Raw genomic sequence first — 20,007 nt, 5'->3', positions numbered from 1 at the left:
CCCCATAACAGGAATTGTGAGCTTCAACACTCGTTTAACTAATTTTAAACATATCAAGCTTTATAAGTGCCAATAATATTAATATCCTATAAAATCAATAGGTTAAATAAACTACCTTTTAATCAGTCTGTCTTAAAATAAAATATTGCACCACTTAGGACAAAATAAGAACTATATAAGGGCATCAGATCCTAATTCAACATCATCTAAATACCAAATTTCACTGTGCACACCTTCTTCTTTCACATTAACCGAAGGCAATGAAACACCCAACGATGAGATGACATCACGATATAAATCTGTCCAATACACCGACTTTGCAATCTCTTTGGCATTCAGTTCTGTAGGTAACTGTCCTAAGGACTGCATCTGACACACAATCCATTCAGCATGAGATTGCCAAGGGAAATTGGCTTGGTAGCGAAAAGGCAGGCTAAAATTAGGGACACTTCGACAAGTCGAATTTATTGGGTTGCACACTTCTCCTTTATAGGTATTTTGAATAGACTCTTCAGGAGCCCCAACATATTGCTCTAAAGACAGATACTTAACAAGTTTCTGATAATTAGAGGCATCATCGATCCATTGACTTGCTAGATAAAGTGCTTTAATAAGTCTTTTATGAATACTTACATTCTCTTCAGCCCATGCAGCACGTACTCCTAGCACTTTTTCTGGGGCATTATTCCAAATCTCATACCCCGTTATAACAGTAACGCCAACCTGTTTCTTAACGGCATGAGTATTCCAAGGTTCTCCAACGCAGTAGCCATCAATCAGCCCCTCATCGAGAGCTTGAACCACGCTAGAAGGAGGCACAACCACAATTTCAACATCCTCTCCAACTAGAATATTGGCTGTTGAGAACCAATGCCTTAATAAATAGTTGTGCATCGAATATGGAAAAACAACCGCAAACCTCAATAGTCCTTTACCCTGTTTTTTTCTTGATAATGCAACTTGTTTAAGTGCCGAAGCACTCTTTTCAGGTTTTAAAACCAAATCGGGTTCAATGGCGATTAATTCAGCAAATACCTCATTCGACACACTAACCGCATTACCGTTCAACCCAAAGGAATAAGCGGTTACTAAAGGTTTTTTTACGCTTCCTAAACCGAAAGAAGACGCTATCAATAGTGGGGCTAACATATGCGCGGCATCTAACTCACTAAAAACCAATTTATCTCTAATATTTGACCAAGAAACTTCTCTAATCAATGAAACATCAAGATCAAACTGTTCAAAAAACCCCTCTTCTTTAGCTACAACCAAAGGAGCACTATCAGTTAAGGGAATAAAGCCAATTTTTACTTTATCTTTCATAAAACACCTTACAACTCATAAACATTGACAATATTCTGTGCCACTTCAGACATCTTTTGATTCGAATCCATAGAAAGCTTGCGCATTGCCTCGTAAGCTTCATCTTCAGATACATTTTTATTCTGCATTAAAAGCCTTTTTGCTTTATCAATAAGCTTAGTATCAATCAGTTCAGACTTTGTTTCTCGCAACTCATTCTTAATGGCTTGGTACTCTCTAAAACGCGCAATTGAAACATTCATAATAGAGTTAACGCGCTCCATATCGACACCCTTTACAACATAACTACTTACGCCTGAACGAATCGCCTCTTGGATAATCACTTCATTCTCTTCATCAGCAAACATCACAACAGGTAGTGGATTATGCTCACTCAATAAGTGCATGCTTTCAAGAATATCACGATCTGGAGACTCAGTATCGACAACAACCATATCAGGCAAATGAATCGCCACTTGAGCCAGTAACCCTGGACCAGGCTTCACCCTAGCAATGACAGAATAACCGCTATCCGAAAGTGCTTTCGCTAACATGGCTGAACGAACGGATTCATTATCAACCAACATAACTTTTAGACTCATCTACAACCCCACTTAAAAGACCAAAATAAATCTACCAGGCCTGGTAACTTTGAGAAAGTTGATTTTTTATTCAAACAAAACAGAAACAAGTTAAACGCCTTATAAACAAGGAACATAGTTCATATAAATTAATGAAATAAAAGCAATCATTCAATAAAACAACTTACTTAAAACTCATGAATATTAACAAACACTAATAACACTATTTATGCCAGAACAAAATCATATATAAAACATAGTGTTATCTAATCGAGATATTCTATGAAAACAAATTTGAACCAAAATAGAACAAAAACTTGCTATAAATAGGCAATCAATATGTAGAGGGACACATGAATGACTAATATCTAAATAATACTGGGATATTTTGGTATTAATTGGGATATTTTGGAATGAAGTCCGATAAATAAAGGGGTTCGAGAAAATTCTGCGTCGATTAAAGCTGGTTTAAATTAAATTTAAAGCTACATTTAAACGACACATGAAATTTTAAAATATATAAAATCAGCGACACATGGTTTACAAAAAAATAAAGGAAAGGATTTCCCTAAAAATCAAAGCTAGCAGTCAGGTTATTATCATTACCTTTATATGTCTCTTTCAACTCAGCTTGTAATCGTTCAAGCTCTACCATATTTGCTTTTCTACCTTTTGTAAATGCGTCTCTAGTCTCAGGGTTATCCGAGTACTTTTCAATCATTCGCTCACAATTTGCTATTGAAGATTTAACCTGACTTATCAGCCTGAGCAGTACCTGCCTGTGATAAGCAGCTGGATAAGGACGGTCAATCGAGTGGTTATATATGCCTACAAAATCTTTAATAAAGTTGGCACAAGCATCATCTATATATCCATATCCAATCATTACATCAATAATATCATTTGATATTCTCTCGTTAATATCAGGGTTACATATACCTTGCTCCCCTCGCTTTTTGGAGCCAACCCCCGTTTTTATCCACTCTAACGAATAATCGGCTTCCAATGCTAACTTTGATATCGATTCAAAGCTTGGAGCGGCCTCTTCTTTAAACCACCGTTGAAGAGTATCTGGTGCTACCCCAGCGACCATAGCTGCATATTTTCGTGTACCCAACGATGTTGCCACCTCTTTTATTCTAGTTCCCATTGTACTTTCTTGAATAGGAAGCGATTTCCCATTTAAAATTTCATGTTCCTTTTCCATAAAAACCACCTATAAAACAATATGTTATGCAATTAAAGATTATATTCGTGCGTAAATAACCTTAAAAAAGACAATATTCTATTTACATGTAAGAATATATTCGTTAGTATATGTATTAACCAAAGATAATAATCTACTATTAAGAAAATATTCGGTAAATACGAGGATTGTATCATGAATCATGACGAAATTAAGTCGGCTTTAGCAGAGCGTGGATATACGCTTGCTGCCGCATGTGAAGTAATGGGTAGAAGCTATATACAGTTCTACAACGTAACGAATAGAGCCGCGAAAAGCTTTTACATAGCCAATTCAATTGCTGTCCTAATTGATAAGCCTGTCGAAAAAGTTTTCCCTGACATACCTCAGTATTCAGATGAAAACCGCCCAAATAAGAGTCAAAAGTTAATAGATGACGGTAAAGCAAAACTGAAAGAAGCGGGATTGATGTCTGCATGATGATTGCCTTATGTGTTCGATTTATTAACAGATTATCGAAACAGCAACTCATGCGAAAGCAATTTGTTTAGAACTGAAATTTTTTAGGAATTCCAATGGCATACATTAATTGGAAAAAGGCACGACCAACCAGCTTACAAGAAGCGTTTTGGTTAGTAAAAAAACATGGAATGGAAAAGAAAAACCTCTCTGTACCTCGTATTGCAGAACTAATGGGGTTAGACGATGAATCTATTTTATACAAATGGATGAAACAGGCCACTATGCCCATCAATAAGATTGCCAGCTTTGAGCATGTTTGCGGTGCTAACTATGTATCAATTTATTTAGCATCAAGCGATAACAAATTGCTGATTGATATCCCAACAGGAAAGAGCTTAGAGCCTGTTAGCGTTTTGGAGATGCAAACCACTTTTAATCATGCCATCACATTATTAATGAAGTGTGCCGCGGGTAATGCCACAGCTGACGAAACTGTTGCCGCTTTGACTAGTTCAATGTCAGACCTTGCCTACCACAGAGAGAATGTGCAAAAACAAGAAACCCCAGAGCTGGACTTTGGTTTGGATTCGGAACATGAATAGACATTACTTTAATGCACAAGAGTTAGCAGGCCTACCTGGTATGCCATCAACGGTAAGAGGTGTTCGGTTAAAAGCTGACAAAGAAAGCTGGATTAAACAAAAGAAAGCTAAAGGTAAAGGGTTTGAATACCTTATTGACTGTTTGCCAGATAAAACCAAAGCATACTTTTCCCAACAAGCTGCTGAAGAAATGGCACAGACTTCCAAAGAGGCCAGCAAAAAAGCCAGCACGGAACTTGCACGTACCCTTGCTGTTAAAGACAGTTTAACCGCGGGTATCTCGGCACAAAACCGCCAAAAGACACTTGCCAAAGTTGCCCACCTAAAAGGTGACGAACAAAAACGTGCTCAAAGCAAGCTGCTGGTTTTAGCGATGTGGCAAGCCTACGTTAAAAAATCCAATCAAGGCAAAACCAAAGCCACGAGCCAATTCCTACTTTTATGGTCAGAAGACATGCTAAACATTCCAGCAGAAGAGCGCTGGATACGTAACTACATAAATACAGATTTAAGCCTAACGACCCTTTATGCCTGGGAAAAAGCACTAGAAAGCAATTCCAGCCGCATATGGGGAAATTACGGCAATCGTAAAGGTACCAGCAAGATTGATCGTCAGCCTAAGTTGCGTGAATTTGTGATTGCCACCATATACGAATACCCGCACATCTACGCAACACAACTGTTCGAAGCTGTCCAAGTCCGCTTTGAAAACACCGATATCGAGCTACCATCAAAACGATCGCTTGAACGATGGGTTAAAACCTACAAAGAAGCAAACGCTCAAGTCTTTACCGCTGTCACCAATCCTGACAAATGGAAAAACAAATACATGCCTGCGTTTGGAACCGTTGGTGTAGCCGCATTAAATGAAAAATGGGAACTCGATTCAACCCCAGCCGACATCATGTTATCCGATGGCCGTTACAACCTAATTGGTGCAATTGATGTTTATAGTCGACGCGTTAAATTACTTGTTTCAAAAAGTTCAACCGCTGCATCTGTCTCTAAATTGATGCGTGACTGCCTACTTGAATGGGGTGTACCAGACAAAGTCAAAACCGATAACGGTGCCGATTACGTTTCACTGCAAATCAAAACCGCATTTCAATCACTCGGCATTGAACAAGACATTTCAGCCCCATTCTCACCTTGGGAAAAGCCACACATTGAGCGTTTTTTCAGAACCTTCTCACACGGCCTGTTAGAAATCATGCCTGGTTTCATCGGGCACAACGTAGCCGAGAGATCCGTTATTGAAGACCGCAAACAATTCAGTGAACGCCTATTCAAAAAAGGCAGCGTGATTGATATCGACATGTCATCAAAAGACCTACAAAACTTTGTAGATCAATGGATAGATAACGTCTATATGCACAACGCCCATACAGGTGACGGCATCAACGGCAAAACCCCATTCCAAATGGTGGCTGAATGGAACGCCCCAATCAACATCATTGAAAACGAACGTGCTCTCGACATTCTATTAGCCGAAGTCGGCGAACGTGTTGTTGGTAAAGACGGTATTCGTTTAGATGGCTTTACCTACATTGCCCCTGAACTTGGTCACATGGCCACAGAAAGAGTCAGCATCCGCAAAGACCCAATTGATGTTGGAACCATACACGTCTTTCAAAATGGTGAATTCATTTGTGTGGCTGAAGATGCTCGCTTTGTTGGTATTAGTCGCCAAGAAATCGCCCACCAAGGCAAACAAAACGCACTTAAAAATATCGCTCAAGCTAAAAAAGAAATCCGCAGCATGAAGTCACGCCAAAAAGTAAAAGGCCTAGCCGAAGAGATATTACAAGCAAAACGTCAAGCCAATAACGTCTCCATGATGCCAAAGAAAACAGAAACCTATACCAACGACCACCTTCAATCGGCATCCGAAGCGGCACAAATGACCACGGCAATACAGCCACAATCAGCCGCATCTAAAAAGGCTGAAATTGTCGCTGTAGCAAGTAGCCCAGAAGAGATTTACCGCAGATTTCTACGTTTAGAACAAAAGATAAATGCGGGAGAAACCCTAGATCAAAAAGACCTTAAATGGTTTAAGAGCTATCAGCAAATGCCTGAATACACCGATATGAAAGAGTTTTTTGAAGAATTTGGAATGGGCTTGGAAACAGGTTCTAACTAAAGAAAAAGCCGATTTAAACCGCCATTTAAATCAGCCTTAAATGCCATAAAGGCAAAGGAAGTAAAGTAAATGTTAACACAAACTATAGGAAACACAATCGCCCCATTGCAAAACGTATCGCTCTGTTCTCAAGCGATTACCAATGCAATGAACCGTGCAGAACACCTGCCAGGCATTATTGCCCTATATGGCCCAAGTGGCTGGGGTAAAACCTTTGCCGCCACCTACAGTGCCAATAAACACAGAGCCTACTATGTACAGTGCAAATCCGCCTGGACACGTAAAGCCTTTTTAAAAGCCGTATTAGAAGAAATGGGCATTGCACCTGCCAGCACAATCTATGAAATGGTAGACCAAATATCGCAAGAACTCGCCCTATCAGGTCGCCCTCTTATCATTGATGAAACCGACTTTCTCGTAGAAAGAAAATACATCGAGATTGTACGCGATATCTACGAAAGCTCATTTGCCACCATCTTGCTCATCGGCGAAGAACACCTCCCAGCCAAACTTAAAAAGTGGGAGCGTTTTCACAACCGAGTACTCAACTGGATACCTGCCCAACCCGCCACCTTGAGCGATAGCAAAATCCTAGCAAACATCTACGCACCAGACGTTGCCATACATGACGACTTACTTATAAAAGTGGTTGAAGCAAGTCGCAACGTTACTCGTCGAATCTGCGTCAACCTCAACAAAATTAATGAGATATCAAAGCTAGAAGGCTGGGATGAAGTAGACAACAGCCTATGGGGAAAACGAGACCTATTTACAGGCCACGGCTCAATTCGTAACGGAGTATCAGGATGAAAAAAACGCCTATTAAAAAACCTGGTCAACTCACTGTACGTGAATACCTATGGGCAAAAATCAGAGAACAACACACCTTTAGTGCACAGCAGCTTATTACGGGTGCACCAAAGAAATACAACCTAGAGCTTGATAAAGCCCGCTACTACCTTAACGGCTGGGAAAAAGCAGGCTATTTAAGCAGCGTAATCACAAAAACAGACAGTGCACTCATTCGCTACAAAACCTACACGCTTGAAAAAGATACAGGCGTTAACCCGCCTATTGTTGACCCAAAAGGCAACAAAGTCACCACAGGTGCAGGCAGAGAACAAATGTGGCGAACCATGCGTATAACAGGCCAATTCAACTACAAACAGCTTGCCGCCATCGCCAGTACCGATGAAGTGACCATTGCCGAAGGCGAAGCCAAAAGCTACGTCTCATTGCTCTACAAAGCGGGCTATTTAAAGTGCGTAAAAGCCGCAAACAATGCAGGCGGCCTAGCCGTTTACATACTAAAACCCGCTGCTTGGACAGGGGCTAAACCCCCAATGGTCAAACGCATGCACGTTGTATTTGACCAAAACAACCACCAAATCATGTACCCAAAACCCGAGGAGATTGAAGGTGACTACTAACTACCAAAACCAGGCCTGGTTCATAGCCCTTCAAACAGAGCTACAAACCAGCTCACAAGCCAAAGCCGCCGCAAAGTGTGGCATTAGCGGCACAGCCGTAAACCAAATCATAAAAGGTACCTACAAAGGCAATATTGAAAACGTAGCCGAAAAAGTATCAGGGGCTTTACTTGAACAAAGCGTTGTTTGCCCTGTACTGGATGTCATCACCACAGACATCTGTGCAAACCACAGAAACAAAGGATTCAAACCCAACAACCCAATGCGAGTACAGCTCTATAGAGCCTGCCAGAGCTGTACAAACAACCCAAAAAGTAAAAGTAAAGGAGAGTAAACATGCAACTACTCAACATCCAAGACAACAAAGCCAATCTACACATTATGCGTAATTTAGTGATGGCACAAGTCGCTATGCGTCAACTGCAACGTGATGGGCATACCGTTATAACCGTTGATCCAAACGGTAAACGCCCAGCCATCATTATTGAACCACCGCTTAATGACAATATCCCGCTGTGCTCCTACGTCACCATTCGCCGTGGGCAAAGCCTAACCACAGGCCATATTTACCACCTTAAAGAACACATTGCCGACGTTATGTGGGCGCAATACTCAAACGCAATAAAAGGAACACACTAATGACAACTATCCCACAAGGCTTTATGCAAAACAGCCAAGGCCACCTGATCCCTGAAAGCCTCGTCTCAGATATCGACAAACAACGTGACGAACTCGTGATTGAAATTGTTAAAAAGGCCAAAGACCTAAACAGCTTAATTGCCCAGTTTAAAGACGCCACCATGGGCGATATTGCCGCGTTTATTGAACTCTCTGCCGAACGTTATGACGTTTACGTGGGCGGCAACAAAGGCAACGTCACCCTAATGAGTTTTAACGGCCAATACAAAGTGCAACGAAATATCAGCGAAATCATCCGTTTTGACGAAGCCCTAAAAGCTGCCAAAGCCCTGATTGACGAATGCGTAGACGAATGGATTAAAGACACTCGCAGTGAAGTCAAAGTGATTGTTGACCAGGCATTCTCAACCAACAAACAAGGCGAACTGAGTACATCCAAAGTACTAGGCCTACTGCGTTTAGAGATTAAAGAAGAAAAATGGAAGCGTGCCATGCAAGCCATTAAAGACAGTATTCGAGTCGATGGTACCAAAAGCTATATCCGTATTTATGAGCGAGAAGAAGGCAAACAAAACTACCATCAAATCCCACTCGATTTGGCGTCGATTTAGAAGGAGGTAAACATGGAACGTCCTAGCTTAAGCGAATGGCAAAAACGAACCTACAAACCGCCAACCAATATAGAAGCTACCAATAAAAAGCTTGACCCTGATAAGGTCGAAAAAGCCAAACGAATCAACAACCACAAAGAACGCATTCAAGCTAAACAAGATAGCTGGGATGCACTGGAGGAATTATGAGTATGCAAGTAGGAGAAGTGATAGGAAAAAATGGACTTGTGATTCGAGAGTATGTAGGTGAAGCAGACTACAAAGGCCAGAAGTTCATGCTTTCAAAGTCTATCTCTAACTCACCAATGATTGAGCACCCAGACGGCCGCATCTATTCACTTGGCTGGCAGGACGTATTTAGTCTTGCTATTGATGCTTTTAACGATGATGACGATGAACAAGGGAAAAATCATGAGTAAACAAGAAAATCACAAGATTCAAATAGCCTACGAGGTTGTTGAAAAGTACAACGAACATGAAGACCAAGAAGATTTTGAAGAGTCAGTGCTTGAGATTGTTGAGCTGGATGAGGAAGGATTTGCCAGAGGCATATTTGTCTCTTTACAAGTCATTAGAGGTTACGCCTCAAACAGTTCTGCAGAAACGCATGAAGTTGCCAAAGAGCTAGTTGAATCTGTAGGAGGTATAGAGTTCCTTGAGCAATACCTTGAAACCGATAGCGAAGTCGATGTCGAAACAATCGATTGGTACAAAACCACATTTAATTAACCACCAGGCCTGGTAACAGGCCATTTAATAAAACGTTCTGAATACTTAACTTTGTTATCCACCACCTATGGACTTCAGAGCGTTTTCTTAAGTGACATTTAAACGGAATTTAAACAGTGAAAAACCTGCATTTAAACCTATGGGAGCTTATTCAATGACCAAACAAGAAGCTATTAAAAAAATACTAAAGTGCATTGAGCTATCTAAATCAAGCAATGCTAATGAAGCGGCGTCGGCCATGCGTCAAGCACAAAAATTAATGCAGAAATATAGCGTCTCTAATGCCGAGGTTGAGTTATCTGAGTTTGGCAGTGTAGAAACAGAAACTCATACGTCATTAAAAAAACCAGCCTACCAACATGCCTTAGTCAGAATTGTGTGCAAAGCCTTTGGAGTGGATGCCATGTTTAGTTATAGAACAGTTCACTTTATAGGACTAAGTATGCAAGTTGAAGTGGCAAGTTATGCATATCAAGTGCTATTTAGACAACTTAAAAAAGATAGATTAGCCTACTTGAGCAGCTTAAGTAACCGCTACAAAAAACAGAATAAAACTCGAAAGGCAGATTTGTTTGCAGAAGGATGGGTCTACGAAGTGCATCAAAAGTTGACTGAATTTGCTAACCATCCAAAGCATGATCAACTATTAAAACAGTACAAAGAAGCCAATTTTAAAACATCTGATTCTCAACCAAATATCAAGCGACATAAGTCCACGAACAAAGACAATGATGCCATTTTAAAAGGCATGGAAGCTGGTAAAAACGCTGAGTTGAACCGTGGAATGAATGGACAACAACAAATGAGACTAGATCAATGAGCCGCCAAAGCAACTTAGCCAAAATACACATCGCCAAAAAAGACCTCGGTATGGCCGACGATGCCTACCGTGCCATGTTGTTAGACGTGGCCAAGGTTGATTCCGCCTCAAAGCTCGACTTCCACGGACAGTACGCGGTGCTTCAACGTCTAAAAGAACTGGGGTGGAAACCAACACGCGGTCTAAAAGTCGGCGTAACAGGTCGTAAAAGCGGCAAAACCTACGCTCAAAAGAAAAGCCAAGGCGACAAAATACGTGCCTTGTGGATTGAGCTGCATAACCTTGGCATAGTTAAAGACAAATCAGAAGCGGCTTTGATGGCATACATCAAACGCATGACCCAAGGCAAATTTGAAGCCCCACAATTTTGTGACCAAGACACCGCATCCCGCATTATCGAATCACTCAAACAATGGAAGAGACGCGCCCAATGAAACTCCGTTGCCCTAACTGTGGCCATGCCGCCAGCATTTTAGATTTTGCCAATGAACAAGCGGCACGCCAAGTTGTCTATTTAGCGGCTGATTTACCTAAGCCACTAGGCCAATTAGTCATGCGTTACATCGGCCTATTTAGACCAGCCCAACGCTCATTAAGCTGGGAACGCACCCTAAAACTCATGCAGCAGCTTAAAGCGGACATTGACGCAGGTCGTATTGACTACAAAGGTCGTATTTGGGCAGCACCCGACGGCCTATGGCATAAAGCCCTAAGCACCATGATTGAAAAATCCGAACAGCAAGACGGCCTTATGCTGCCGCTTAAAAATCACAACTATTTATACACCATCATCAGCTCAGAACAAAACTCAATAGAAGCCCGTGAAGAGCAAAAGATAGAAGAAAAACGCCAACAGGCACAGCACCGAAAAACGGCCACAACCGCACAACAACCAACCGAACAAGCCGAACAAACCAAAGAAATTGGTGGGGCTGTATTGGCCGCACTGCGTAGCAACCCAAAGTTTCGTAAACGTGGAGAAAAGTCATGAGTGACCCAATGGATACCAGTGATCAGCAAAACGATCTGTTTGGTGGTCAAGTAGACGCATCTAGTGAACAGGTATTTGAAGAGTATCAAAAACTCGACAACCTGACGGATTGCCCAAATCAGAAGTGGCCAGAGCGTTTAGCTGAATTTCATGATGTTATTGAACACTACTTTAAAGAAACTCTTAAGGTCGAAAATGCCGCGGCACACAAACATGCCGATGGCGTCACGACAATGATTGCCAAACACTTTGGCGGCAGACCTTTTTATATGCCAAAAGGTAAATCGCTCACCCGTTCGCTGCGTAATCTAGAGATTTTCAAAAAGTTTAATGGCCGCAATCAAGACGAGTTGGCTGAAGAGTATGACTTAAGCGTAGCGGCCATTTATGACATCGTAGCCAAACAATACAAACTCAGACAAAGAAAATTACCACTTTAGGATATAACATGTTTCATTTTTTAAACCCGCTAACCCCATCAGACTTTAATCAAAAAACTGAGTTTTTAATTGAAGGCTTTATCCCCAAGCATTTAATTACCATGATCTATGCCGACGGCGGCATGGGTAAAAGTTGGTTAGCGATGGCATTAGCTAAATACGCCGCACAACAAGGCATGACAGTCGCCTACCTAGACTACGACAACCCAATGAATGTACTTAAAGAACGCGGCATAGAACAAAAGCTTATCCAGGCCTGCTCAAACCTGCACTACTCACACCGCTCAAAAACCGAATTGCAACCCCCTTGCTATGCTAGAAGAACTTGAAAATATGGCGGTAGCAGACCGCTATAAAAACACCCTGTTTGTGCTAGATAGCTTGCGAGACTTTGGGGATGTCAATAATGACAATGCCGCTATGCGTATTGGAGACAAGTTAAAAAACATCCGTGAAGCGGGAGCCACCATCATCGTATTGCACCACTCAAACAAAGACGGCCGCAACTACCAAGGCTCAAACAATATTCGTAACTCTATCGACAACATGTATCAGTTAACAAAAATCGATTCACCAGAGGGAGAAATCCGCTGGGTACTAACCGTAAAGAAAGAGCGTGCCTCCATTGTCGACACCGCCATTTCTGTTAAAGTAAACGACTTAAGCCTTCTGCCAATCGATATAACCACGGCAAGAATTAGCTCTGAAGAACAGTCTTTTATTAACGAGGTTAAAAACGCTTTAAACAAACAACCAGGCCTCAATAAAACTGAACTACTTGAGAGTTGTGGTTACAAAAAAGACGACAAAACCGCCCGTGACAGACTAGATCAGTATGAAACCATTTACTGGGTAAGCAAAAAAGAGAAAGGCGTAATTAGCTACCAATTGATTAATTAATACAACTCCTACAACTCTTACAACTCCCTTAAATTATAAGGGTTGTAGCAGTTGTAAGAGTTGTAACCTCTATCTTCCATCCTCAAAAACTTATCAACCGCTTGATATCCAGCCAATTCTGACAAACCTCTATCCTAGAGGCATGAAAGCGAATCAATTAAAAACACTCCAGCTCTACCGTGCAGGCTCATCTGACCAAGGCACGCCAGGCGTACTTGTCTACCAGAACAAGAAAGTCTGCTTTATGTTGGAGTTGCCCGAACGCAACAATCAAACCAATATTAGCCGCATCCTGCCAGGTCTCTATCTAGTCAAGTACATGGCTCGTTCTGCTAGCGGTAAATACAAAGACGTGTACCACGTTACCCGTGTTCCAGGGCGAGGAGGCATTTTGCAACACCCTGGTAACTTTGCTGGCGACAAACTCAAAGGCTTTAAATCCGATAGCTGGGGTTGTCAGCTGCCTGCTTTACGCATGGGCATTTTAAACGGTCAAATGGCAGGCCTGGCAAGTCGTGCTGCTGTTCGCAAAATTCATCAAATCACACAACGACAAGACTTTTATTTGGAGGTTATCTAATGGACATCACCACAATTTTAGGTGCGGTAGGTTCAGCCGCATCAGGCGGATTATTAGGCCTATTTGGCACAGGCATAAAAATGTGGGCAGACCACAAAGCTGAAGAGGCCAAACGTACTTTTGAACTCGCCATGCGACAAGCAGATCGTGAAGAGATGCAGCTTGAACATGACCTGCACATGAAACAAGTTGAAGCCCAGGCTAATCGTGATATTGCTATTGCTAATCAAAACCGCCTCACCACAGAAAGCCAAATAGCGGGCGATGTAGAGCTTGCAGAACTGAACCTACGTCAAACCAGTTACAGCAATGACAAAGCCACTTATGGCGGTGGGTTTGTAGATGCCATTCGCGGACTCATGCGTCCCACACTCACGCTTTATTTTGCGGTATTAATGGCCTTGATTGCCTACCAGCTTATGCAAATCACAGGGCAAATGATAGGTACAGCCAACGCCCAATACCTGCTTAAAGAAGTGATTAACGCCATTATTTTTCTCGCTACCACTTCCGTTACCTGGTGGTTTGGCTCACGCCCTGTTAAGCGAGGTTAGTGATGTCACCTATCGATTACGAGTTTTGGAAGTTCTGGATTGCCGTTGCTAACTTTGTTGGCACCGTTGTATTAGCCGCTTATATCTTTTTAACCAGTCGCAGCCGAGTCAATACCACGCGTATTGACAAACTTGAAAAGCATACCGACAACCGTATCGATAAGCTTGAACAACACGTACAACAGCATATATCCGACCATGATAAACGCCTAGAACGGGTTGAAGAGCGTAATAAACACATGCCTACTCATGAAGACTTTAAACAAGTGCATGAAAAGATTAACCGCGTATCCGATGGGTTTAGTGAAGTCAACGGCCGTTTAAGCGGTATGGATAAAAACCTAACCATAATCCAAGAGTATTTGATGAAAGAGGGAAAGCAACGATGAGCTTTAAAGACCATGTAATAGAACACGTCCGCCGCCTAATCTTAGAGCAATTAGAACAAGAAAATGATTATGCTCAAAACAATGTGTTGATTAAGCAAAACCTGTTTATGGCGGGTCAAGCTCTATCAACCGACAAACTATTAGCCGAACTAGCCTGGCTAGAAGAACAAGGCCTAGTCACGCTTGATAGTTTTGGCGGCTTTACCGTAGCCAAATTAACCCATCGTGGGCTGGATATAGCTACGGGTGCATCAAGCATGCCTGGCATTGCACGCAAAGGGCTTTAATGATGAGTAAAGCCGCACAACGCCGCCTTGCTCGTCAGCGTCTAAATAAACAATGCTATGAGAGGCGCAAACAAGCCCGTGAATGCGACAGCTTAATGACCAACATCGAGCATTACTTTATCGCAGGCGGCGTGATCTTTTCACTGGGTGTCATTATTGCCGTAGCCATAACCGTTTTATAAGAAGGAATAAGTCATGAATAGATTAAAAAGAGAAGCCAAGCTTGTTGGAGAAGTCATTCTCAGCATTGCCTACATAATTTCTCTGGGCTTATTGTTTGGTTTTGGATTTGGTTACGGTCTATTGCTTGGCATCGACTTTTATACGTTTCTAGGAGCCTGATATGGGACGTACCTCAACCATTGAGCAAATGCCACAAGAGATTCTTGATAAGTTGCAAACCCTGCTTCGTGATCCACGTATCTCTCAGTTAGAAGCCACCGCCAAGATTAATACCGTACTGGAGTCGCTTGGTCATGAGGTTGTCTCCAAAAGTGCCGTCAATCGCTATGCTCAAAAAATGGAGCGTGTCGGGCAAAAATTACGTGAATCACGCGAAGTCGCCAAAATGTACATTGACCGTTTTGGTGAAGATCAGTCAGGTGAAGTTGGCAAGCTGGTAAACGAGATGATACGCACGATGGTGTTTGACATTACGCTCAAAATGCAAGGCGAAACCATTGACCCAGACATGGCACCCGAACTCGCCAAAATGATTAAAAACCTATCGCTTTCTATGCAGCAGCTTGAAAACGCCGCCGCTATCAACTCTAAGCGTGAACAAGAAATTAAGCGTATTGCAGCTAAAGAAGCCGCAGAAGCTGCTGTACAGTCTATGACTAGGCAAGGTATGAGCAAAGCGACTGTTGACACGATTAAGCGAGATATTTTAGGGATAGCAAACTAATGCCACTTATGTCTAAACAAGATGCGTTTTATGCGAAACACGGTAAAGAATATGATGCCGATTCCGTTCTCTTGTCCTATCAAAAGGCTTGGATAGCTGATGATTCTCCACTCAAAATAGCAGAAAAATCACGTCGTACAGGGTTAACTTGGGCAGAAGCGGCTGATGCTGTTCTCTCTGCCAGTGCCGAAAAAACAGCAGGCGGTACCGACCACTTCTACGTTGGGTCAGGTAAAGACATGGCAATAGAGTTTATTCAAGCTTGTGCTATGTGGGCCAAACATTTCAATAAAGCCGCTGGTGAAATTGAAGAGGAGATTCTTGAGGATGAAGATAAAGACATTCTGACTTTTAATATTCGCTTTGCATCGGGTTACAAAATCCAGGCTCTGTCTTCCAATCCATCCAATATGCGTGGTCGCCAAGGTAATGTGACCATTGATGAATCAGCCTTTCATGACCGACTTGCCGAAGTGCTTAAAGCCGCTTTAGCTTTAACAATGTGGGGTGCAAAGGTACGCTTAATCTCCACACACAATGGTGTAGACAATCTATTTAACGAAATCATTCAAGACTCTCGTGCAGGCAAAAAACGTTACTCCGTGCACCGCTTGACCATTGACGATGCCTGTGAGCAAGGCCTTTATAAACGCATCTGTCAGATTCGTGGTTTGGAATGGAGTCAGACTGCTGAAGACGAATGGAAAGCGAACCTGATTAAAGATACCGCAACTCAAGAAGATGCCATGGAAGAGTACTACTGCGTGCCTAAACAAGGTGGCGGTGTTTATCTAAATAGAGCCTTGCTTGAAGCCCGAATGGTGGATGCCCCTATTTTTCGGTTTGAAGGAACTGCCGAGTTTAATAGTTGGCCAGAACATTTGCGAGAGGCGGAAATTACCGACTGGTGTGAAAAACACCTAAGACCCGAGCTGGCGAAGTTGGATGCCAAAACATTACACGCTTTTGGGGAGGATTTTGCACGCTCAGGAGATATGACGGTAATCGCACCCATGCTGATTAATCAGCAGTTAAAGCGCAGCATCCCATTTTTAGTGGAGTTAAAAAACGTACCGTTCCGAAATCAGGAACAAATTTTATTCTACATTGGTGACCGTTTACCGCGTATGACAGGCGGAGCCTTAGATGCTAGAGGTAATGGGCAATATTTAGCCGAACAGGCTAAATACAAATACGGCAGTGGTCGCATACAAGAAGTCATGTTATCCGAGAAGTGGTACCTAGAAAACATGCCAAAAATGAAAGCCGCACTTGAGGACGATACGCTAAACATTCCTCGTGATGCCGATGTGCTCAATGACTTTCGTGCTATACAAATGGTACGAGGCATTCCTCGTATCCCTGAAGGACAAACCTCTGCTGGCCGACATGGCGATTCAGCTATTGCTATTTGTTTGGCCTACTTTGCCAGTCAAATGGAAGTTCAGGTCTACGGTTACCATTCAGTACCTAAAGGAAATATTGGACAAGATCATGACCGTATTAACCGATCAATTCGCACTACCGCTGGCTTTAGCCGTGGCATGATGTAAGGACATAAAACAATGGAAAGAGTCTCCAATATCGTCGATTATCGCGGCGAACCCATTAAAGTAAAATCCTTAACGGATGAAGTAGCCAGACCGTCTATGACAGGGGTTCGTCAAGTTTGGAATACCGATACCATTGCAGGTGGATTAACACCAGAGCGTTTAGCTCAAGTATTGGAGTCGGCCAACCAGGGTGATAACTACGACTACTTAACATTAGCAGAAGAGATGGAAGAGCGTGAGCCACATTACGGCTCTGTACTGGGTACCCGTAAGCGAGCCATTGAAGGGGTTAAACCAGCAGTAGAGTCTGCCGCTGATGATGCCCAATCTATCAAGATAGCTGATGCCGTTCGCCGCTTAGTTAAACATGAAAGCTTTGCACGACTGGTACAGGATTGTGTAGATGCTTTGGGAAAAGGCTATGCCGTATCGGAAATTCTTTGGAACCGCGGTTCAGTATGGACACCACGAGAATACAAGTGGCGTGACCCTCGCCACTTTCAGTTTTCTAGAGATGATGCTCATACCTTAAGGCTACGTGATGAGCAAGACTTATTAAATGGCATATCGCTTCCAGCCTATAAGTTTGTGGTACATATTCCACGCTTAAAATCAGGGATTCCAGCTCGTGGAGGTTTAGCACGTTTAGCTGCGGCTACCTATATGTGTAAGCAATACACTCTTACGGACTGGATGGCGTTTGCTGAAGTTTATGGTATGCCAATCCGCATTGGTAAGCATGGCAACAATGCGACTGAAAATGACATAAGAACCCTAATTAATGCCGTGGCCAATATTGGAACCGATGCCGCTGCAGTCATTCCTGAAAGCATGAATATCGATTTTGTTGACGGCAGAAAGTCTGGCTCTAACGATACCTTTGAACGCTTAGCAAAATATCTGGATAAACAAATCTCCAAAGCGGTGCTTGGGCAAACCATGACAACCGATGATGGCAGTTCTCAAGCACAAGCCAATGTACATAATGATGTCCGCATCGATATCCTTGAGTCAGATTTAAATCAGCTTGAAAGCACCATTAATCGCGATTTAATCAAACCGTTTATTGACCTTAACTTTGGTGTACAAGGCGACTACCCTAAAGTCGTTTGGAGTCTTCCAGAAGCTGAAAATATCGAAGCGATGGTCAACGCCTTAAAAGAGCTGGTACCTTTAGGACTTAAAGTATCTGCGTCAGTCGTGCGTGACAAGATTGGCCTGCCAGACCCAGCAGAAGATGATGAGATTTTAGGTAAAGCGGATGCCTTACCGCAGCAAAGTGCATTAAACCACCAGGCCTGCCAATGTCCATCTTGCCACACACAGGATAAGGCGATTAATGCTCAGCAAACAGCTGAAGTCGATGACTTAGATGATCTAGATGATTTAGAAAAAGAAGCCATGCAAGATTGGCAACCGCAAATTCAAGCGGTGATCAATCCCATTGAGCAAGCATTGACAGCCTCTGTTAGCTTGGAAGACTTTTTACAAAAGTTACCAGGCCTGGTTGAAAGTATCGAAAGCAGTGAATTGATTATAAAACTGGCAGAGCAAACCTTTAAAGCACGTGGTTTAGGTGACAGTAATGCCCGTTAAATACAATCAGCCTCCTCTGCCAAAAGAAACGCTTAAGTGGTTTAAATCAAAAGGCATTCAACCCTCTTTTAACTGGAAGGACGTTTGGCAAGAAGAGCATGCAATTGCCTTTACCGTTGCCAAGGCGACTGAGTTTGATGTGTTGGAAGCCATCAAGCTCGCTACCCAACAGGCTATTTCTCAAGGGCAAACCTTAGCACAGTTTCAAAAAGAACTTAAACCACAGCTCATCAAATTGGGTTGGTGGGGTCGTCAAGACAAAACAGATCCATTAACAAGTGAAACTTATGAAGTGCAACTGGGGTCTCCACGACGTCTTAAGGTTATCTATCGAACCAATCTACGTACCGCTCGTGCCGCTGGGCAATATGAGCGTGCTCAAAAAACCAAAGCGGCTATGCCGTATTTGATGTATGAACTAGGGCCATCAAGAAACCACCGAGACGAGCACGTTAGTTGGAGTCGAATCATTCTGCCCATCGACCACCCTTTTTGGCAAACACATTATCCGCCAAACGGCTGGGGATGTAAGTGCCGAGTGAGACAGATCAGTGCCGCTGAAGCGGAACGCTTAGGCGGAGTGAGTAAAGACCCACATATACAATATCGTGATTGGCTTAATGAACGTACTGGTGAATTGTTGCAAGTCCCCCAAGGTATTGATCCAGGCTGGGACTACAACCCTGGCATAGCTCGACTTAAATCGCTAGACGAACACCTTTACCGAAAATCACCAGGCCTGGTAAAACATACTTTACAATCAGATATCCGTCAGCAGCACTATCAAAGTTGGCTTAAAAAAGTCTATGACGATAATCTCAGAAAAGGCCGTTCAATCAGTGTGGCAGTCATGCAGTCGACTGTTTTAGGTTTTATGGCAAAACACCTTAAAACCCCTCAAGGCTTAGTGACACTGGATGACCGTTTATTGGTAGGTAAAAAATCACAACGTCACGATGCCCAAGGAAACTCTCCAACTTATCAGCAATGGAGTGATTTACCACAATTAATACAGCAGCCACATCAAGTACTGTGGGATAGAAAAAACAAAACCGTATTGTACTTAGTCAAAACAGAACAAGGCATGCTCAAAATCGCAGTGAATGGTCAAGGCAAGATTGCCACCGTCTATCAGGTGCAAACTAAGGATCTAGAAGATTTGATTCAGTCTGGAGACTACGAAGTCATTGAATAAACAAGTGGCGCCAGAATCGAACTGGATAAGACCTGTAGACAGGCCACGCTTATTGCGAACCACTCCACCACTTGTCGTAAGTTCTATTGTCCACTCATTCGCAATAAAAT

Annotated in this window: 30 protein-coding genes; 27 read left to right on the top strand and 3 right to left on the bottom strand. The window is 42.6% G+C overall.

The window, feature by feature from the left end; genetic code table 11:
* Nucleotides 1-171: 171 nt before the first annotated feature.
* The 3 genes from A379_RS11695 to A379_RS11685 all read right to left on the bottom strand — a co-directional run bounded on the left by A379_RS11695 (nt 172) and on the right by A379_RS11685 (nt 3,090).
* Entirely contained in the window at nt 172-1,323 is a 1,152-nt protein-coding gene (locus tag A379_RS11695; RefSeq protein WP_040728263.1) for a CmpA/NrtA family ABC transporter substrate-binding protein, read from the bottom strand.
* 8 nt (nt 1,324-1,331) lie between these two features.
* Nucleotides 1,332-1,904 (bottom strand): ANTAR domain-containing response regulator, encoded by a 573-nt coding sequence (locus A379_RS11690; RefSeq protein ID WP_040728261.1) that lies wholly within the window; start codon nt 1,902-1,904, stop codon nt 1,332-1,334.
* A gap of 547 nt (nt 1,905-2,451) precedes the next feature.
* A complete protein-coding gene (locus A379_RS11685) occupies nt 2,452-3,090 on the bottom strand; it encodes a helix-turn-helix transcriptional regulator (RefSeq protein WP_040728260.1) in 639 nt (212 codons plus the stop codon).
* A 174-nt stretch (nt 3,091-3,264) separates the two neighbouring features.
* Here A379_RS11685 and A379_RS11680 point away from each other — a divergent pair, with 174 nt between their 5' ends.
* From A379_RS11680 to A379_RS12975, 27 genes are all read left to right on the top strand, one after another.
* On the top strand, nt 3,265-3,549 hold the full coding sequence (locus A379_RS11680; RefSeq protein WP_040728259.1) for a helix-turn-helix domain-containing protein: 285 nt from the start codon (nt 3,265-3,267) through the stop codon (nt 3,547-3,549).
* Nucleotides 3,550-3,644: 95 nt separating this feature from the next.
* Complete coding sequence (locus tag A379_RS11675) at nt 3,645-4,133, top strand: hypothetical protein (RefSeq protein ID WP_040728257.1); 489 nt, start codon at nt 3,645-3,647, stop codon at nt 4,131-4,133.
* On the top strand, nt 4,126-6,276 hold the full coding sequence (locus A379_RS11670) for a Mu transposase C-terminal domain-containing protein (RefSeq protein WP_040728254.1): 2,151 nt from the start codon (nt 4,126-4,128) through the stop codon (nt 6,274-6,276). The genes A379_RS11675 and A379_RS11670 overlap by 8 nt, the downstream gene beginning before the upstream one ends.
* 69 nt (nt 6,277-6,345) lie before the next feature.
* Entirely contained in the window at nt 6,346-7,086 is a 741-nt protein-coding gene (locus A379_RS11665) for an AAA family ATPase (RefSeq protein WP_040728253.1), read from the top strand.
* A complete protein-coding gene (locus tag A379_RS12880; protein ID WP_051145196.1) occupies nt 7,083-7,706 on the top strand; it encodes a hypothetical protein in 624 nt (207 codons plus the stop codon). Before A379_RS11665 ends, A379_RS12880 begins: the two co-directional genes overlap by 4 nt.
* On the top strand, nt 7,696-8,040 hold the full coding sequence (locus A379_RS11655; RefSeq protein ID WP_040728251.1) for a helix-turn-helix transcriptional regulator: 345 nt from the start codon (nt 7,696-7,698) through the stop codon (nt 8,038-8,040). Before A379_RS12880 ends, A379_RS11655 begins: the two co-directional genes overlap by 11 nt.
* 2 nt (nt 8,041-8,042) lie before the next feature.
* Nucleotides 8,043-8,345, top strand: coding sequence for a hypothetical protein (locus A379_RS11650; RefSeq protein WP_040728250.1), 303 nt, complete (start codon nt 8,043-8,045; stop codon nt 8,343-8,345).
* On the top strand, nt 8,345-8,956 hold the full coding sequence (locus A379_RS11645; RefSeq protein ID WP_040728248.1) for a DUF3164 family protein: 612 nt from the start codon (nt 8,345-8,347) through the stop codon (nt 8,954-8,956). The genes A379_RS11650 and A379_RS11645 overlap by 1 nt, the downstream gene beginning before the upstream one ends.
* Before the next feature lie 12 nt (nt 8,957-8,968).
* Nucleotides 8,969-9,145 (top strand): hypothetical protein, encoded by a 177-nt coding sequence (locus tag A379_RS13090; RefSeq protein WP_157832375.1) that lies wholly within the window; start codon nt 8,969-8,971, stop codon nt 9,143-9,145.
* Nucleotides 9,142-9,375: a hypothetical protein gene (locus A379_RS11640; RefSeq protein ID WP_040728247.1), complete on the top strand. Its 234-nt coding sequence runs from the start codon at nt 9,142-9,144 to the stop codon at nt 9,373-9,375. Before A379_RS13090 ends, A379_RS11640 begins: the two co-directional genes overlap by 4 nt.
* Nucleotides 9,368-9,685 carry a hypothetical protein gene (locus A379_RS11635; RefSeq protein WP_040728246.1) on the top strand — a complete coding sequence of 106 codons (318 nt, stop codon included), beginning with the start codon at nt 9,368-9,370 and terminating at the stop codon, nt 9,683-9,685. The genes A379_RS11640 and A379_RS11635 overlap by 8 nt, the downstream gene beginning before the upstream one ends.
* A gap of 154 nt (nt 9,686-9,839) precedes the next feature.
* Nucleotides 9,840-10,505, top strand: a complete 666-nt coding sequence (locus tag A379_RS11630) for a DUF2786 domain-containing protein (protein ID WP_040728244.1) — start codon at nt 9,840-9,842, stop codon at nt 10,503-10,505.
* A complete protein-coding gene (locus A379_RS11625; RefSeq protein ID WP_040728243.1) occupies nt 10,502-10,939 on the top strand; it encodes a gp16 family protein in 438 nt (145 codons plus the stop codon). Before A379_RS11630 ends, A379_RS11625 begins: the two co-directional genes overlap by 4 nt.
* Entirely contained in the window at nt 10,936-11,496 is a 561-nt protein-coding gene (locus A379_RS11620; RefSeq protein WP_051145195.1) for a hypothetical protein, read from the top strand. The genes A379_RS11625 and A379_RS11620 overlap by 4 nt, the downstream gene beginning before the upstream one ends.
* The gene (locus tag A379_RS11615; RefSeq protein WP_051145194.1) at nt 11,493-11,936 is read left to right on the top strand and encodes a Mor transcription activator family protein; all 444 of its coding nucleotides are present in this window, start codon (nt 11,493-11,495) and stop codon (nt 11,934-11,936) included. The genes A379_RS11620 and A379_RS11615 overlap by 4 nt, the downstream gene beginning before the upstream one ends.
* Before the next feature lie 8 nt (nt 11,937-11,944).
* Nucleotides 11,945-12,265: an AAA family ATPase gene (locus A379_RS12875; protein ID WP_051145193.1), complete on the top strand. Its 321-nt coding sequence runs from the start codon at nt 11,945-11,947 to the stop codon at nt 12,263-12,265.
* A complete protein-coding gene (locus A379_RS12870; protein ID WP_051145192.1) occupies nt 12,249-12,836 on the top strand; it encodes a hypothetical protein in 588 nt (195 codons plus the stop codon). The genes A379_RS12875 and A379_RS12870 overlap by 17 nt, the downstream gene beginning before the upstream one ends.
* A 142-nt stretch (nt 12,837-12,978) precedes the next feature.
* Entirely contained in the window at nt 12,979-13,416 is a 438-nt protein-coding gene (locus A379_RS11605; RefSeq protein ID WP_051145191.1) for a DUF5675 family protein, read from the top strand.
* Nucleotides 13,416-13,970, top strand: a complete 555-nt coding sequence (locus tag A379_RS11600) for a hypothetical protein (RefSeq protein WP_040728242.1) — start codon at nt 13,416-13,418, stop codon at nt 13,968-13,970. The genes A379_RS11605 and A379_RS11600 overlap by 1 nt, the downstream gene beginning before the upstream one ends.
* Nucleotides 13,970-14,359 carry a DUF2730 family protein gene (locus tag A379_RS11595; RefSeq protein ID WP_157832374.1) on the top strand — a complete coding sequence of 130 codons (390 nt, stop codon included), beginning with the start codon at nt 13,970-13,972 and terminating at the stop codon, nt 14,357-14,359. Before A379_RS11600 ends, A379_RS11595 begins: the two co-directional genes overlap by 1 nt.
* Entirely contained in the window at nt 14,356-14,646 is a 291-nt protein-coding gene (locus tag A379_RS11590) for a hypothetical protein (protein ID WP_040728239.1), read from the top strand. Before A379_RS11595 ends, A379_RS11590 begins: the two co-directional genes overlap by 4 nt.
* Nucleotides 14,646-14,828, top strand: a complete 183-nt coding sequence (locus A379_RS11585; protein ID WP_040728237.1) for a hypothetical protein — start codon at nt 14,646-14,648, stop codon at nt 14,826-14,828. Before A379_RS11590 ends, A379_RS11585 begins: the two co-directional genes overlap by 1 nt.
* Nucleotides 14,829-14,841: 13 nt before the next feature.
* A complete protein-coding gene (locus A379_RS13085; RefSeq protein ID WP_157832373.1) occupies nt 14,842-14,988 on the top strand; it encodes a hypothetical protein in 147 nt (48 codons plus the stop codon).
* Between the two features lies 1 nt (nt 14,989).
* Nucleotides 14,990-15,553 carry a DUF3486 family protein gene (locus A379_RS11580; protein ID WP_040728235.1) on the top strand — a complete coding sequence of 188 codons (564 nt, stop codon included), beginning with the start codon at nt 14,990-14,992 and terminating at the stop codon, nt 15,551-15,553.
* Nucleotides 15,553-17,106: a hypothetical protein gene (locus A379_RS11575; RefSeq protein ID WP_198525681.1), complete on the top strand. Its 1,554-nt coding sequence runs from the start codon at nt 15,553-15,555 to the stop codon at nt 17,104-17,106. Before A379_RS11580 ends, A379_RS11575 begins: the two co-directional genes overlap by 1 nt.
* A gap of 12 nt (nt 17,107-17,118) precedes the next feature.
* Nucleotides 17,119-18,702, top strand: a complete 1,584-nt coding sequence (locus tag A379_RS11570) for a DUF935 domain-containing protein (protein WP_040728234.1) — start codon at nt 17,119-17,121, stop codon at nt 18,700-18,702.
* Nucleotides 18,692-19,897, top strand: a complete 1,206-nt coding sequence (locus A379_RS12975; protein ID WP_081696415.1) for a phage minor head protein — start codon at nt 18,692-18,694, stop codon at nt 19,895-19,897. Before A379_RS11570 ends, A379_RS12975 begins: the two co-directional genes overlap by 11 nt.
* The last annotated feature ends 110 nt before the right edge of the window (nt 19,898-20,007 follow it).

The sequence above is a fragment of the Thiomicrorhabdus sp. Kp2 genome, assembly GCF_000478585.1.
Taxonomy (GTDB): Bacteria; Pseudomonadota; Gammaproteobacteria; order Thiomicrospirales; family Thiomicrospiraceae; genus Thiomicrorhabdus.
This window is presented reverse-complemented; position numbering and strand designations above follow the sequence as displayed.